The sequence below is a fragment of the Pandoraea capi genome (assembly GCF_902459735.1).
GTDB lineage: Bacteria > Pseudomonadota > Gammaproteobacteria > Burkholderiales > Burkholderiaceae > Pandoraea > Pandoraea capi.
Map to the genome: position 1 here is coordinate 482,104 of NZ_CABPRV010000001.1, position 14,353 is coordinate 496,456.

The 14,353-nt window shown below is 64.4% G+C and carries 13 protein-coding genes; 9 read left to right on the forward strand and 4 right to left on the reverse strand.

The genetic code is table 11. From position 1 onward, the window contains the following. Positions 1-103: 103 nt before the first annotated feature. Positions 104-934, reverse strand: coding sequence for a FadR/GntR family transcriptional regulator (locus tag PCA20602_RS02135; protein WP_174980707.1), 831 nt, complete (start codon positions 932-934; stop codon positions 104-106). 335 nt (positions 935-1,269) lie between these two features. Between PCA20602_RS02135 and PCA20602_RS02140 the strand changes: the two genes are divergently transcribed. The 8 genes from PCA20602_RS02140 (at position 1,270) to PCA20602_RS02175 (ending at position 10,654) form a co-directional block, all read left to right on the forward strand. Then, positions 1,270-2,811, forward strand: coding sequence for an FAD-linked oxidase C-terminal domain-containing protein (locus PCA20602_RS02140; RefSeq protein ID WP_150719756.1), 1,542 nt, complete (start codon positions 1,270-1,272; stop codon positions 2,809-2,811). Then, on the forward strand, positions 2,811-4,001 hold the full coding sequence (gene glcE / locus PCA20602_RS02145; protein WP_150719757.1) for a glycolate oxidase subunit GlcE: 1,191 nt from the start codon (positions 2,811-2,813) through the stop codon (positions 3,999-4,001). Before PCA20602_RS02140 ends, glcE begins: the two co-directional genes overlap by 1 nt. An 18-nt stretch (positions 4,002-4,019) precedes the next feature. Next, positions 4,020-5,288: a glycolate oxidase subunit GlcF gene (glcF, locus tag PCA20602_RS02150; protein WP_150719758.1), complete on the forward strand. Its 1,269-nt coding sequence runs from the start codon at positions 4,020-4,022 to the stop codon at positions 5,286-5,288. Between the two features lie 219 nt (positions 5,289-5,507). Further along, positions 5,508-5,912, forward strand: coding sequence for a DoxX family protein (locus PCA20602_RS02155; protein WP_069342242.1), 405 nt, complete (start codon positions 5,508-5,510; stop codon positions 5,910-5,912). Positions 5,913-6,046: 134 nt separating this feature from the next. After that, positions 6,047-6,874, forward strand: a complete 828-nt coding sequence (locus PCA20602_RS02160; RefSeq protein ID WP_150719759.1) for a dioxygenase family protein — start codon at positions 6,047-6,049, stop codon at positions 6,872-6,874. 87 nt (positions 6,875-6,961) lie between these two features. Next, complete coding sequence (locus PCA20602_RS02165) at positions 6,962-7,909, forward strand: LysR family transcriptional regulator (protein WP_150719760.1); 948 nt, start codon at positions 6,962-6,964, stop codon at positions 7,907-7,909. Between the two features lie 103 nt (positions 7,910-8,012). Beyond that, on the forward strand, positions 8,013-9,371 hold the full coding sequence (locus tag PCA20602_RS02170; protein WP_150719761.1) for a hemolysin family protein: 1,359 nt from the start codon (positions 8,013-8,015) through the stop codon (positions 9,369-9,371). Positions 9,372-9,532: 161 nt separating this feature from the next. Next, positions 9,533-10,654 (forward strand): helix-turn-helix transcriptional regulator, encoded by a 1,122-nt coding sequence (locus PCA20602_RS02175; protein WP_150719762.1) that lies wholly within the window; start codon positions 9,533-9,535, stop codon positions 10,652-10,654. 130 nt (positions 10,655-10,784) lie between these two features. Here PCA20602_RS02175 and PCA20602_RS02180 read toward each other — a convergent pair whose 3' ends face one another. From PCA20602_RS02180 to PCA20602_RS02190, 3 genes are all read right to left on the reverse strand, one after another. Continuing rightward, positions 10,785-11,552, reverse strand: coding sequence for a flagellar brake protein (locus PCA20602_RS02180; protein WP_174980709.1), 768 nt, complete (start codon positions 11,550-11,552; stop codon positions 10,785-10,787). A 312-nt stretch (positions 11,553-11,864) separates the two neighbouring features. Further along, the gene (locus tag PCA20602_RS02185) at positions 11,865-12,503 is read right to left on the reverse strand and encodes a LysE family translocator (protein ID WP_069342236.1); all 639 of its coding nucleotides are present in this window, start codon (positions 12,501-12,503) and stop codon (positions 11,865-11,867) included. 268 nt (positions 12,504-12,771) lie between these two features. Then, positions 12,772-12,975: a cold-shock protein gene (locus PCA20602_RS02190; RefSeq protein WP_044456973.1), complete on the reverse strand. Its 204-nt coding sequence runs from the start codon at positions 12,973-12,975 to the stop codon at positions 12,772-12,774. A gap of 596 nt (positions 12,976-13,571) precedes the next feature. Between PCA20602_RS02190 and PCA20602_RS02195 the strand changes: the two genes are divergently transcribed. Continuing rightward, on the forward strand, positions 13,572-14,294 hold the full coding sequence (locus PCA20602_RS02195; RefSeq protein WP_343031986.1) for a peptidoglycan DD-metalloendopeptidase family protein: 723 nt from the start codon (positions 13,572-13,574) through the stop codon (positions 14,292-14,294). The last annotated feature ends 59 nt before the right edge of the window (positions 14,295-14,353 follow it).

Here is a 14,353-nt window from a genome sequence, read left to right on the forward strand (position 1 = left end):
GCGTCGCCGGATGCGCGAGTCAGGGAAAACGATGAGGGTTTGGCGGGATTCTTTTGCCCTCGGGCGAGGGCCCGCCAGCAGGAAAAATCGGGGTCAGACGGGATCAGGCGGGATCGACGTCGCCCGAATTGTTGCGGATGAAGGTCAGATGCTCATGCAGCGATCGCTGCGCGCTGGCCGCATCGTGAGATGCCACCGCATTGAAGATACGACGATGCTGATCGATCAGTTCGGCCAGATCGGCGCCATGCCCGACGATTGCCCGGTAGTTATCAACCACGGAGCCACGCAGCAGCTCGAAGATCGCATGCATCAGATGCACCAGCACGAGGTTATGCGTCGCCTCGGCCAGCGCCAGATGGAAGTGGGCGTCGAGTTCAGGCACTCGGGTCAGCAACGACTGCCCGCGGGCGTCGCCCTCGCCGTCGCGTCCGTCACGCCCCGCCGCAAAGGCGGCTTCCAGCGCTTCGAGCGCCTGTGCGAGACGGGCGATATCCTCGGGCGTGGCGCGTTCGGCGGCCAGTTCCACGGCCTTCGCTTCAAGCACTTCGCGCATTTCCAGCACGTCGTCGACGGTCTTGCTGTGACGCGACATCAGTTGCGACAACGGCTCCGCCAGCAGCGGCTGGCTGGCGTTGGCGACCAGATACCCGCCCCCGGCGCGGCCGACGATCAGCCCGCGCGACTCCAACCGCAGCAGCGCCTCACGCAACGACGGACGCGACACGCCCATCTGCTGCGCCAGATCGCGCTCCGACGGCAGCGCCGAGCCCGGCGCCAGCCGACCTTCGACGACCATCGTCTCCAGTTGCTCGTACACCATGTCGGACAGACGCAGACGCGGCGGTGGCGTGACCGGTGCAAAGCTTGCGACGGCGCCCGGCAAATCGCCGGCAGTCGGCGAAGTCGGGGAAGAAGACGAGAGAGAGGACATAGGCAGGGACGACTCGTTGGACGGCATAGTCGGCTTCGGTTCTCGACGGAAAAATCACAGACGCCACGATACAGGATGCGGCTTCGCTCAGGGCAGGCACACGGCCTCGCCTCCAGCACCGCTAGAGGATCTCCCTCAAATTACGGGTTAACCCTGTAGTTGAAATCGGATCATTCCCTTTACGATGACGTCATCCGACAACTGGTCGACCAGTCTACCAGTAGACCAATAATGGTCAAATGTCCCATCACGTCAACGATCGTCCGAGAGCAAGCCCGATGACATCGAATGCGTCGCCCCTGACTTCTGCGCCGACTGCACCGTCCACTAGCGCGATGCCGCCCGTTCCTCTGTCACCACCGTCGTCGCTCCCAGCCACTGCGGTGCGTACCGACGAGCCGGTTTTCGACGCGCTGAGCGCCGCCACTCGCGACGCCCGACTGGCCGCCTTGCGCGCTGCGGTGCCGGACGCTCACTGGCTCACCGACCGCGAGCAGATCACGCCGTACGAGTGCGACGGCCTCGCTGCGTACCGCAAGTTGCCGTTGGCCGTCGTGCTGCCCGCCGACGAGGATCAGGTCTGCCGCATCCTGCGCGCCTGCCACGCGAACAACGTGCCGGTCGTGCCGCGTGGCGCCGGCACGGGGCTCTCCGGCGGCGCCATGCCGATCACCGACGGTATCGTGCTTTCGCTGGCCAAGTTCAAACGTATTCTCGATGTCGACGCCTACGCCCGTACCGCCACCGTGCAGCCGGGCGTGCGCAACCTCGCCGTCTCGGAAGCCGCCGCGCCTTACGGCCTTTACTACGCGCCGGACCCGTCGTCGCAGATCGCCTGCACCATCGGCGGCAACGTCTCGGAGAACTCCGGCGGCGTGCACTGCCTGAAGTACGGCCTGACGGTGCACAACGTTCTGCGCGTGCGCGCCGTGACGATGGACGGCGAGATCGTGGAGTTCGGCTCCCACGCGCTGGACACCCCGGGCCTCGACCTGCTGTCCGTCTTCATCGGCAGCGAAGGCATGTTCTGCGTGGTGACGGAAGTGACCGTGAAGCTCGTACCGAAGCCGCAGGTCCAGCAGGTCATCATGGCGAGCTTCGACGACGTGGAAGCCGGCGGCAACGCTGTTGCGGCGATCATCGCGGCGGGCATCATTCCGGCAGGGCTGGAGATGATGGACAAGCCGGCCACACAAGCCGTCGAAGAGTTCGTGCACGCCGGTTACGACCTCGACGCCGCCGCCATCCTGCTCTGCGAATCGGACGGCACACCGGAAGAAGTCGCCGAAGAAATCGCACGCGTCTCCGCAGTGCTGCGCGCTTCGGGCGCGACGCGCATCCAGGTCTCCGCCTCCGAAGCCGAACGCCTGCGCTTCTGGTCGGGACGCAAGAACGCCTTCCCGGCCGCCGGGCGCATCTCCCCCGATTACTACTGCATGGACGGCACGATCCCGCGCCGGACCATCGGCACCCTGCTCAAACGCATCGAGGCGATGGAAGCGCAATACGGCCTGCGGTGCATCAACGTCTTCCATGCCGGCGACGGCAACATGCATCCGCTGATCCTGTTCAACGGCAACGATCTGGACGAATGGCATCGCGCCGAAGCCTTCGGCAGCGACATTCTCGAGGCCTGCGTGGAACTCGGCGGGACGGTCACCGGCGAGCATGGCGTGGGCATCGAAAAGATCAACTCGATGTGCGTGCAGTTCTCGCCCGAAGAGCGCGATGCGTTCTTTGCCGTCAAGCGCGCTTTCGATCCGGCCGGTCTGCTCAACGCCGACAAGGCCATCCCCACACGGGCGCGCTGCGCCGAGTACGGCAAGATGCACGTACGCGGCGGGCTGCTGCCCCATCCCGATTTGCCGAGGTTCTGATGTCGCAAGCCTTCCAAGCCACGACACCGGCATCGTCCGTGTCCACGTGCGCCGACAGCGAAGCGAGCGCCGCCGCGCAGGCGCTCGCCGGGATTCGCGAACGCGTGATCGCCGCCACCGCCAGCGGTGTGCCGCTCGATATCCACGGCGGCAATACGAAGCGCTGGTACGGCGAGACGCCGATGGGCGAACCGCTCGACATGCGTGCGTATCACGGCATCGTCTCGTACGACCCTGCCGAACTCGTGATCACGGCACGCGCGGGCACACCGCTCGCCGAGATCGAAGCGGCGCTGGCCGAACGCGGCCAGATCCTGCCGTTCGAGCCGCCGCACTTCGGCTCCGGCGCCACGCTCGGCGGCTGCATCGCCGCCGGACTCGCCGGCCCGCGTCGCCCCCATGTGGGCGCGCCGCGCGACTTCGTGCTCGGCGCGGTCGTCATGAATGGTCAGGGACAGGTCCTGCATTTCGGCGGGCAAGTGATGAAGAACGTCGCGGGTTACGACGTCTCACGTGTACTTGCGGGCGCGCTCGGCACGCTCGGCGTGCTGCTCGAACTCTCGATCAAGGTGCTGCCCTGCCCGGTGGCCGAAGCCACGCTGCGCTTCGAACTACCGCAGGCGCAGGCCATCGACCAGCTCAATCGGTGGGGCGGCCAGCCGCTGCCATTGATGGGCTCGGCGTGGCACGACGGCGTGCTGAGTGTGCGTCTGGGCGGCGCCGCAGCTGCCATCGACGCCGCACGTGCCGCGATGGGCGGTCGCCATGTCGACGCCATCGAAGCGCATCATTTCTGGGTGTCACTGCGCGAACAGACGCACGCGTTCTTTGCGGCAGCGCCGGTGCCGGTGGCGCCGATCGATGTGGCAGATGACGCACAGCCCCTGTGGCGCCTGTCGGTTCCGCCGACGACACCGCCGCTTGCGCACGGCGACGAGCATCTCATCGAATGGGGCGGCGCGCAGCGATGGTGGATCACGCGGCGTTCGGCGTCCGAAATTCGCGCAATCGCCGCAGCGGTCGGCGGGCATGCTACGCTGTTTCGCCATGGCCGTCGCGCAACCGGCATGTCGACCGACGCGGAACGTGTGTTCACACCGCAACCGGCAGCGCTGCGCGCCATCGGCGAGCGTCTGCAACAAGCCTTCGATCCGAGCCGCATCTTCAACCGTCATCGGTTGTACCGGTAAATCGCCAGATATAAAACGATGCAAACGAACCTCGCAGAATTCCTCCGTCAGACACCGGACGGCGACGAAGCCGAAGCCATTCTCCGCAAATGCGTGCATTGCGGATTCTGTACCGCGACCTGCCCCACGTATCAGTTGCTCGGCGACGAGCTCGACGGCCCGCGCGGACGCATCTATCTCATCAAGCAGATGGTCGAAGGCCAGAGCGTGACGCGCGAGACGCAGCGTCACCTGGACCGTTGCCTGACTTGCCGCAGTTGCGAATCGACCTGCCCGTCGGGCGTGCAATACGGCCGTCTGGCCGACATTGGCCGCCGTCACATCGATGCCAAGGTCGGCCGCCCCGCCCGTGAACGCGCCGTGCGCTGGACACTCGCCCACGTGCTGCCCAACCGCACGCTGTTCTCGCCCGCGCTGCGCCTCGGTCAGCAGTTCCGTGGACTGCTGCCGCGCGCCTTGCGCGAGAAAGTGCCGCACCGCCAGCGTTCGGGGAGCTGGCCGCAGACGAAACACACGCGCCGCATGCTGATGCTCGAAGGCTGCGTGCAGCCGTCCATGCTGCCCAACGTCAACAAGGCAACCGCGCGCGTGCTCGACGCCCTCGGCATCGAGATGCTGCGCCCCTCGTCGGCCGGATGCTGTGGCGCCATTCGTCTGCATCTGAACTATCACGACGACGGGCTCGACGACATTCGCCGCAACATCGACGCCTGGTGGCCCGAGATCGAAGCGGGCGCCGAGGCGATCGTGATCAATGCGTCCGGTTGCGGCGCGACGGTCAAGGAGTACGGCCATCTGCTGCGCCACGATTCCCAGTACGCAGGCAAGGCGCAACGCGTCTCTGAACTCGCGAAAGACCTGTCGGAAATCCTGCTCGACAATCTCGAAGCGCTGCAAAAGCGTGTGCCGAATCATAAGAACAGCAAGAACGGCAAGGCCGGCAAGATCGCCTATCACCCGCCCTGCACGTTGCAACACGGCCAGCAGTTGAAGGGCGTGGTCGAGAAGGTGCTCGCCGGTGTGGGGGTGAGCGTCATGCTGCCGCAGGACAGTCACATCTGCTGCGGCTCGGCAGGCACCTATTCCGTCACCCAGCCGGAACTGTCCCATCAACTGCGCGATGCCAAGTGGAAGTCGCTCGACGCGCTCGATCCCGAACTCGTCGTGTCGGCCAACGTCGGCTGCATCTGCCATTTGCAGGCGACCGCCAAGGGCGAACACGCCCGCGACCACGCGCCGGTGCAGCATTGGGTCGAACTGCTCGACCGGATGATCGCATCGGCCTGAGCGACCGAACGGGCGACGCCGCCCGCCTCCCTGCTCGGTGTGTGTCATCCCCGATTGATTGTCCCGATGATCGGGACAATCAATCCCTCCCCCGCCCGTTTATCTGTACGATCCCGCTCCCTAGAATCGGGGCTAAGTCAGTCGTCGGCGTCGTTGAAGACGCCGCACGGCTGAGCCGACCCTTAGCCCGTACTACCGATTCCCTCACCGGAGCCCGTCATGATCGATACCAAAACTGCCCCGTACGCCGCCCTGCTGCTGCGCGTCTCGCTGGGTATCCTGTTCCTCGCCCACCTGTCGCTCAAGGTGTTCGTCTTCACCATTCCCGGCTTCGTCGGCTTCATGGGCTCGCTAGGTCTGCCGCCGGTGCTCGCCTATGTCACGATGGCGCTTGAGCTGATCGGCGGGCTGATGCTGATCACCGGGTTCTATGCACGCTGGGCCGCCCTGCCGCTCGCCGCGCTGATGCTCGGTACCATCGTCTCGGTGCATGGCCACAACGGCTGGTTGTTCACCAACAAGGGCGGCGGCTGGGAATTCCCGGCGTTCTGGCTCGTCGGCCTGCTGTCGGTCGCCTTGCTGGGCGATGGCGCCTTCGCCATTCGCCGCGCTCGCGCCGAGTGATCCAGGCCGATGCCATCGCCCCTTCATTGCCCCGTCAGGGGATGACGGGGTGATGGCGATGCCAGTCCGTCGTTACCGCTGATTCGCGACGTCATGTCGCAACGTCGATTCGCTGTTTTGCAGGAGTGATTGCCATGTCTGCCCTTCCGACCCTCTTCGTCTCCCACGGCTCGCCGCTGCTCGCGGTCGATCCGGGCCGCACCGGCCCGTTGCTGACGGCGCTGGGGCGTGCGGTGCCGCGTCCCAAGGAAATTCTCGTGATTTCCCCGCATTGGTCGACGCCCGCACCGCGCGTGGGTAGCCTCGCGCAGCAACGCACGATCCACGATTTCGGCGGTTTCCCGCGCGAACTCTACGAACTGGAATATCCGGCGCCGGGCGCGCCGGCGCTGGCCGAGCGCACGGTGCAACGCCTGCGCGACGTCGGACTGCCAGCGGTGACCGACGATCAATGGGGACTCGATCATGGCGCATGGGTGCCGTTGAGCTATCTGTTCCCGGACGCCGATATCCCCGTCACGCAGTTGTCGCTCCAGCGGCACATGCGTCCGGAATATCAGTATCGGCTCGGGCAAACGCTAGCTCCGCTCGCCGACGACGGCGTGCTGATCGTGGCGTCCGGCAGCTTCACGCACAATCTGCATGAGGTGTTCCGCGCGCCGTCGGAGGATCGCGCCGAAGCGCCGTATCTGGCCGAATTCGTCGCCTGGTTCACCGAGCATCTGGCGAAGATGGATCTCGACGCGCTGTTCGACTACCGGGCACGCGCGCCGCACGCCGAGCGCGCCCATCCGACCGACGAGCACCTGCTGCCGATCTACATCGCGATGGGCGCGGCCGACAATGCGCTCAGCCAGACGCACTTCGACACCGGCTCGACCTACGGCGCGCTGCGCATGGACGCCTTTGCCTTCGGCAACGCGGCGCCGTCGCTCGCGCGCGCAAACGCGCTGGCACAATAGCGACAATGACAGCGACGGCGGACGTGGGTTGTCCGCCATCGCTGTCGTGCCATCTCATCGCACGACTCAGAGGAGCATCGCCCCGGCATGAACAAACTTCGCGAGATCGAGTGCTTCATCGCCGTGGTCGAATCGGGCAGCTTCGTGAAGGCGGCCGATTCGTTGGGCATCTCGAAGACGGCCGTCTCGCGCTACGTTGCCGACCTCGAAGCGCGTCTGGGCACGCGCCTGCTTCAGCGCACCACGCGACGCCTGTCGCTGACCGAGCCCGGCCAACGTTATGTCGAGCGCTGCCGCCAGATCCTCGCGGAGCTGGACGAAGCCGACGCCATGGCTGGCGAGCAGGACGGCGAGCCCGCCGGCGCGCTACGCATCAACGCGCCCCACACCTTCGGCGTGCTGCATCTCGCGCCTCTCTGGCCCACGTTTCTCTCGCAGTTCCCGCAGGTCTCCCTGGACATCACGCTGAGCGACCGGCTCGTCGATATCGTCGACGAAGGTTACGACCTCGCCATCCGCATCTCACGCCTGCCGGATTCGTCCCTTGTGCATCGGCGGCTGGCCGGCACCCGCTTGCTGCTATGCGCATCACCGGGCTATCTCGCGCAGCACGGCACACCGGCGCATCCCAGCGAACTCACCCGTCACGAGACCGTCGGCTACAGCAACTTCCTGCACCGCCGCGAATGGCATTTCGACGGTCCGGACGGCCCCGTCTCCGTACAGACACATGCCCGGCTGATTGCCGACAATGGCGACACGTGCGTGGCGGCGGCCATTGCGGGCAGCGGCATCATCCTGCAACCGGCGTTTCTGGTGCAGGACGCCGTTCGCGACGGTCGCCTCGTCGAATTCCTGCCCGAGTACACGCAGGGTGAGCGCGGCATCTATGTGGTCTACCCGTCGCGCAAGTACCTGAGTGCGAAGGTCCGCGCGATGATCGACTTCCTCGTCGAGGCGTTCGCCATGCCCGGCTGGCTGGCGCTGGACCGGCCTGTCGCAAACCTGCCTGCATCCACCGCGAAAGCCCCTTGAATCACCTGCGAACGGTTGGCAAAACACCGCGAGACCACGGATATTTATTGGCGACGGCGTTTGTCACTTATACTGGTGGGCCTGTCGTCCCATCACTGATATTTTGGAAAACTTCTTACTGATCGTCGCTGCGATCCTGCTGGTGTTGCTCAACGGCTTCTTCGTGGCGGCGGAATTCGGCCTCGTCAAACTGCGCCAGACGCGCGTTCATGTCATTGCCCGCCAACGGGGTTGGCGCGGCCGTATCCTGGCCAAGGTCCACGGCCAACTCGATACTTATCTCTCTGCGTGCCAGCTCGGCATCACCCTCGCCTCGCTCGGTCTTGGCTGGATCGGTGAACCCGCCTTCGCACGTATTCTCACGCCGCTGTTCGAACTCGTGGGCGTGAGCTCCCCGGAGCTGATTCACGCGCTGGCGTTCTTCATCGCGTTCTTCACGATTTCGTACCTGCACATCGTCGTGGGCGAACTCGCGCCGAAATCGATGGCGTTGCGCATGCCGGAAGCCGTCTCCGTATGGACAGCCGCGCCGCTGTACGGCTTCTACTGGCTGATGTATCCGGCCATCTGGGTGCTCAACCACAGTGCCAACCGTCTGCTGCGCTGGACAGGGCTCGATCCGTCGCACGGCACCGACGCGCACTACTCGGCCGACGAGATCAAGCTGATCGTGCGCCGGGGCGCCTCCAGCGAAAAGCTCTCGCGCGACGACTGGAACGTAGTCGCCTACGCCATCGACTTCAGCGATCTGACGGTGTCCGACCTGATGCGTCCGATGAGCGAAGTGGCAGCCTTCCGTCGCAACGCCACGTTCCGGGAGAACATGGACACGGCCTATCGCCATCGCTACAGCCGCTATCCGTTCTTCGACAATGACGGCGAAACCGTGCTCGGCGTGGTCCACCTGAAGGATCTGTTCCTTGCCGAACACCACGGTCAGTCCATCGAGGATCTGGGCAGCATGGCGCGTCCGGTCGAACGCGTGAAGCCCGATATGCCGGCGCGCGAGCTCTTCAGCCGCTTCCGCCGGGGTGCGCCGCACTTTGCCATCGTGGGATGGCCGGACCAGAAACCCATCGGCTTCCTCACGCTCGATAACCTGCTCTCCGCGCTGGTCGGCAAGATCCGCGACGAATTCCGTCAGACGGAAGACGACTGGACCCGCATGGAAGACGGCACGCTCATCGGACGCGGCAGTCTGCCGATCCTGACGCTGGAACGCGCGCTCGGCCTCGACATTCCGAGCGAGCATGCCGAATCCGTGGGCGGTCTCATCATGAACGCGCTGGGCTATCTGCCGCGCGAGGGGCAGAAGGTCGATTTCGACGGCTTCTCGGTGGTCGTCAAGAAGATGCAAGGCCCGCGCATCGTGCTCGTTCGCATCTACCCCGACGGCGTACGTGAGGCGCGCGGCGAGGCCCCCGTCGCTCACGATGTGGCGGTGCAACAACGCGAGCATTGATCCCCGATTGATGGCCGTGATATCGCTTGCCAGAATACCCACTATGCGTGACATCGCCCGACAGAGGCCAACGTAAAGGTTACGCAAGGCGTTACTGGACACGGCAACGGTAGTTCGTCGAAACAGAGCCAGGGGAGGCGATGGTGGACGGCACGGGGAAGATGTCTCTCGATGCGCTGATCGGCACCTGCTATGACGGGGTGCTCGACGACGCGCGCTGGGATCAGGCGTTGCGCGATTTCAATCAGTGGGCCGGCGGCATGGGGTTCCACTCGGTCACATGGGATCGCGCGCGTCACTGTGCCACGCGCGACTCCAATTCGCTCGATGCCTCACCAGATCTCATCCGCGAGTTCGTCGAGAAGCTCGCGCCTACCGACCCGCGCGTCGCGCTCATGCTGCGTCAGCCCGTCGGGCATGCCCTGCGGTGCCACCATCACCTGAGCGACCGCTACGTCGCGCGCAGCGAGCTGTTCAACGACTTCCTCATTCCGAACGGCGTGCGCTACACCTACGGCCTGCATCTCGATGGCGCGGACGGTACCAGCGAGTTGCTCGCCATCCTGCGCAGCCCGGATCACGCGCCGTTCGAAGAAGCCGACAACGCGCCTGAACTGGAAATCCTGACGAAGCACATCGCACGCGCTGCGCGCTTGCGGGCCGGCACACGGCATCTGCAGGCCCAGGCGGCGATCGGCATGGCCGTGCTCGATCATCTCGAGATGGCCATCGTCATCACCGACGACACCAGTCACGCGCACTACTTGAATGTCGCGGCACACCAGATCCTCGGGAAGACGCGCAACGTCGGCATTCGTGGCGGGAAGTTCTCGGCGCTGCTGCCGAGCGACGATCAGGCGGTGCGACGCCTGATCACCAACGCAACGGCGGCGATGCCCGTGGCAGGAAGCCATCGATTGCATGGGGACAACCAGCACCACTGGGTGGTCACGGTGCTGCCGCTGCGCGAGTCGCACGCCTGCTCGGCGCCGTGGCAACGTCCGATGGCCATGCTGACGATCGGTGAACTGGACCGTCGCATGACGCTCGGCCCGTACACGCTCAAGGTGCTGTTCGGTCTGTCGCCGGCGGAGGCTCGCCTCGCCCAGGCACTGGCAGAAGGCCGCGAACTGGCCCAGTACGCGCAGGACGCCAATGTCGCCATCAACACCGCACGAACGCAACTGCGTCACATCTTCGACAAGACGGGCTGCCGCCGGCAGGCGGATCTGCTGCGACTGCTGCACGCGATTCCGGCACTGAGGATACAGGCGGCGGGTTGACGTTCGGCAGCGTCTGCGAAGCGCTGCGGCAAAGACAAAAGGGCGACCGAGGGTCGCCCTTCTTGCTTTTGCCGATCGCGGGGATCAGTGGCGTCGCTTCGCTTGGCCGTTAGTCGTTAGCCGCTAACCGTTATCCGCGCGCGAACGCCTTGCGATTGAGTTCAAGCTGCGTGATGAGCTTTTGCAGGCGCGACTCGGCCGTGCGCGAGAGCGCAATGAAGCGGCAACCGATGTGGTACTCGATATCCTTCGCGAGCGGCACGGCACGCACCGCGCAGACTTCCAGATCGACCTGCACCGTGCCGTAGTCGCGCAGCTCGATGTCCACGTGCATGAGCATCGAGCCCTTCGGAATCTCGGCAGCCGCCTCCGCTTTCGTACGCAGACCGACACCGCCCAGCGAAAGATCGAACACCGCCAGACGCATCGGCGTGTCGTCCGGGAATTTGACCGTGCATTGATACGGATCCAGGATCGGCGTCTTCACACGGAAATAGTCGCGGCGCTGCAAGCGCACGAGCGTTTCCGGATACGACGAATAGAACGCCGGATAGCCTTCGTATTCGCGTTCCTCGACATCGCCGATGGGGAAATGCACCTGAATGCCTTCGGGCACACCGACGAACAGCGCGCGCTTGTTGGCGAGCAATGCGCGGTTCTCCGTCTCGATGCCGCCCCAGTCGAAGTAGAAACCGCGGGCTTGCGGCTCGACCTTGAGCAGACGCGTGACGAGCTGACGCTGGCCGTTCGCGAAGTACACCGTCATGAAGTCGCCGCGGGTCGCCAGATGACGCAGCACGCCGCCGATCTCCAGCGGGTTGCTGATGCGATACGAGTCATGCAGTTGAGACTCTTCGTCCGTGGGCGCCGGTGTCACCTGCGGTTCTGTCGTTTCCATACCTGATCTTCTATTTGTCCCCGTGACGGCCGCGCGCAACCACGCGATCCGTACGTAATAAAGCCGCTGCGATGCGCAACGCCAAGGCAACTCCCCGCCCATTGGCTCCGGCACCGCGTATCGGGTCATGAACGTTAACGGTCACCGACCGGAAATATTGAGTGCTCCGGTGCGCCAGCATACTGCTCCCCGTGCCGCGCGCCACACCCGGGCCTTTCCAGAGCCCTGCCATCGCCTTCACATCCTTATTGCCCGGCGCCGTTACCCAAGCCGCCGTCACATCTGCATCACCCGCGCACTCCCCGAAGCCGATCAGCGATGCACCGCTGCCATCAACGCGCCGAAGCCCATGAACACGCCGCCGCTGATGCGGTTGAACGCCTTGAGCACGCGCGCTTCGCGCAGATACGGCGCAATGCGCAGGCCGCCAGTCGCGTAGACCATGTACCAGCTCACCTCGATGACGGCGAAGGTGCTGAGCAGAATCGCGAACTGCGGCAGCTTGGCAGCCGTCGGATCGATGAACTGCGGCAGGAAAGCCGCTGCGAAGAGAATCGCCTTCGGGTTGCTGGCCGCGACCAGGAAACCGGACTTGTACAGCTTGCCGAAGCTCGAATCGGCGGCCAGCGCCGGCGTAGCGAGCTTCGCCGCCTCATCCTGCGTGTTCACCGGCGAGCGCCAGCTCTTGTAACCGAGATAGACGAGATAGGCCGCGCCGATATAGCGCAGCGTGTCGAACAGCATCGGCCAGGCCTTGAGCAGTGCGCCCAGACCAGCCGCCGAGATCGACATCATGGCGATGAGCGCCGTCATGCAGCCGGCCATCGTCCCCAGCGACGCGCGCAATCCGTGGCGTGCGCCGTGCGTCATGACGAGCAGCATGTTCGGCCCCGGCGTTGCCGAGACAAAAAAAGTGGTGACTATGAACAGCCACCAGGTTTGCAGGCTCATGATTGCCCCGGAAAAATGCGTATGCGTGCGCGAATGGAAATGGGATCAGGCATTGTAGCGTCGAACCGTGACGGTGGCATCGTCCGCGTGCACGTCCGATACGATTCTGCATGTTCTGGGAACGTATGCGTCAGGCAGTCAAAATACGACGGGGAAATACGACAGGCAGAAAACAAACAGGCCCGATGACTTTCGTCATCGAGCCTGTTGATCGCGGGACATCGCCTCGCCCGAAAGCGAGCGCGACATCACGAGAAGCGGTCAGCCCTTAGATGGGCTTGATGTTCGCAGCTTGCTTGCCCTTCGGGCCAACCTTGACTTCGAACGAGACCTTTTGGTTCTCTTGCAGCGACTTGAAGCCGTCGACCTTCACTTCCGAGAAGTGAGCGAACAGGTCTTCACCGCCGGCGTCCGGGGTGATGAAGCCGAAGCCCTTTGCGTCGTTGAACCACTTAACAGTACCGGTTTCCATGTTTTTTCCTAATAAAACAATAGCTTGAGGTCGGAATGACCTCGTGAAGCGCTGACAATCAAGGGAAAATGAAGGACTAGAAACCAGCGAGAAGCAGGAAAACTACGTCTGACAACAACTTCGCGGCTTGACAATCTGCAGTTGGTTTTATACGTGTCGCGCCGACGCTTGTCAACAGGGGAAATACCGCAAATTAAGTAACAAATTCCGCAAATAGGCGGGAATTTGGGCGCTCTTCGAATGTCCGACGGCCTGTCGACGCCCGTACAATGGGCGTTTTGTCCCGCGCCTATGCCGTTGTCGCGCGTCCAGCCCGAGTTTTGTGCTGTCCGGAACCGTTTTCCGACGTTTTTCCCCTATTCGACGCACACACCCGAAAAGTGCCATGGCTGGCACGCCATGCAACCGCCAGCGGGTCTCCACCCTCAGAATTTTTTACCTGCCCACGGATGGAGCCTAATCGTCTTTTCCGCTTTTTGAGGCCGCTACCTCTTCTGCGACCTCTGCGACTGTTGCCTTTGCTGCAAACTTCGCCATCGCAAGCCGACGTCGGCACGCCCGCCTGGTCTCACAGGTTCGCGCGCTGTCGCACCCATCTGCTCAGCCTGACCGTGTGCGCCACGCTGGCCGCCTGTGCCGGTTCGCCGACGTATGGCCCGGTACCCGCCGGCAGCTATCGTGTGCAGTCCGGTGACACGCTCTATGGCATCGCTCGCGCGAACAACACCAGCACGGCCAATCTGGTGAACTGGAACAGTCTGGCCGACGCCGACAAGATCGAGGTCGGGCAGGTGCTGCGTGTCGTGCCGCCGCCGGGGGCTGCGAGCACGCCGGCGCCGGTGGCATCGGCCGGCCGGAGTTCGCCGTCGACGGCGTCACGTCCGCGTGCGCAAACCCGCCCCGCGCCGAAACCTGCGCCGGTGCCCGCCGCACCGCGCACGGCCACGAACAAGATCCCCATGACGTGGCCCGCCACCGGCAACGTGCTGGCGAACTACAACGGCAGCAGCAACAAGGGCATCGATATCGGCGGCAAGGCCGGTGATCCGATTTACGCGGCGGCGGCCGGCAAGGTGGTCTATGCGGGCAACGGGCTGCGCGGCTACGGCAACCTCGTGATGGTGCAGCACGAGAATGGCTACCTCACGGCTTACGCGCACAACAGCGCGTTGCTCGTGAAGGAAGGAGCGGCCGTCACGAAGGGACAGCAGATCGCAAAGATGGGCGACACGGACTCGCATGGCGTCGTGAAGCTGCACTTTGAAGTCCGTCAGAAAGGCACGCCGTTCAATCCGAGCGACTTCCTGCCGCCGCGCTGACAAATCGCAGCACCCCACAGACAACGCGCAGACACCCGATACGCAACGGCACGCCGGAC

Excerpts from the sequence above, each read along its gene's own strand:
- PCA20602_RS02190 (WP_044456973.1), bottom strand. The coding sequence starts at position 12,975 with ATGGAAACCGGTACTGTTAAGTGGTTCAACGACGCAAAGGGCTTCGGC.
- PCA20602_RS02140 (WP_150719756.1), top strand. The coding sequence starts at position 1,270 with ATGCCGCCCGTTCCTCTGTCACCACCGTCGTCGCTCCCAGCCACTGCG.
- PCA20602_RS02160 (WP_150719759.1), top strand. The coding sequence starts at position 6,047 with ATGTCTGCCCTTCCGACCCTCTTCGTCTCCCACGGCTCGCCGCTGCTC.
- glcF (WP_150719758.1), top strand. The coding sequence starts at position 4,020 with ATGCAAACGAACCTCGCAGAATTCCTCCGTCAGACACCGGACGGCGAC.
- PCA20602_RS02155 (WP_069342242.1), top strand. The coding sequence starts at position 5,508 with ATGATCGATACCAAAACTGCCCCGTACGCCGCCCTGCTGCTGCGCGTC.
- PCA20602_RS02135 (WP_174980707.1), bottom strand. The coding sequence starts at position 934 with ATGTCCTCTCTCTCGTCTTCTTCCCCGACTTCGCCGACTGCCGGCGAT.
- PCA20602_RS02165 (WP_150719760.1), top strand. The coding sequence starts at position 6,962 with ATGAACAAACTTCGCGAGATCGAGTGCTTCATCGCCGTGGTCGAATCG.
- glcE (WP_150719757.1), top strand. The coding sequence starts at position 2,811 with ATGTCGCAAGCCTTCCAAGCCACGACACCGGCATCGTCCGTGTCCACG.
- PCA20602_RS02175 (WP_150719762.1), top strand. The coding sequence starts at position 9,533 with ATGTCTCTCGATGCGCTGATCGGCACCTGCTATGACGGGGTGCTCGAC.
- PCA20602_RS02180 (WP_174980709.1), bottom strand. The coding sequence starts at position 11,552 with ATGGAAACGACAGAACCGCAGGTGACACCGGCGCCCACGGACGAAGAG.
- PCA20602_RS02185 (WP_069342236.1), bottom strand. The coding sequence starts at position 12,503 with ATGAGCCTGCAAACCTGGTGGCTGTTCATAGTCACCACTTTTTTTGTC.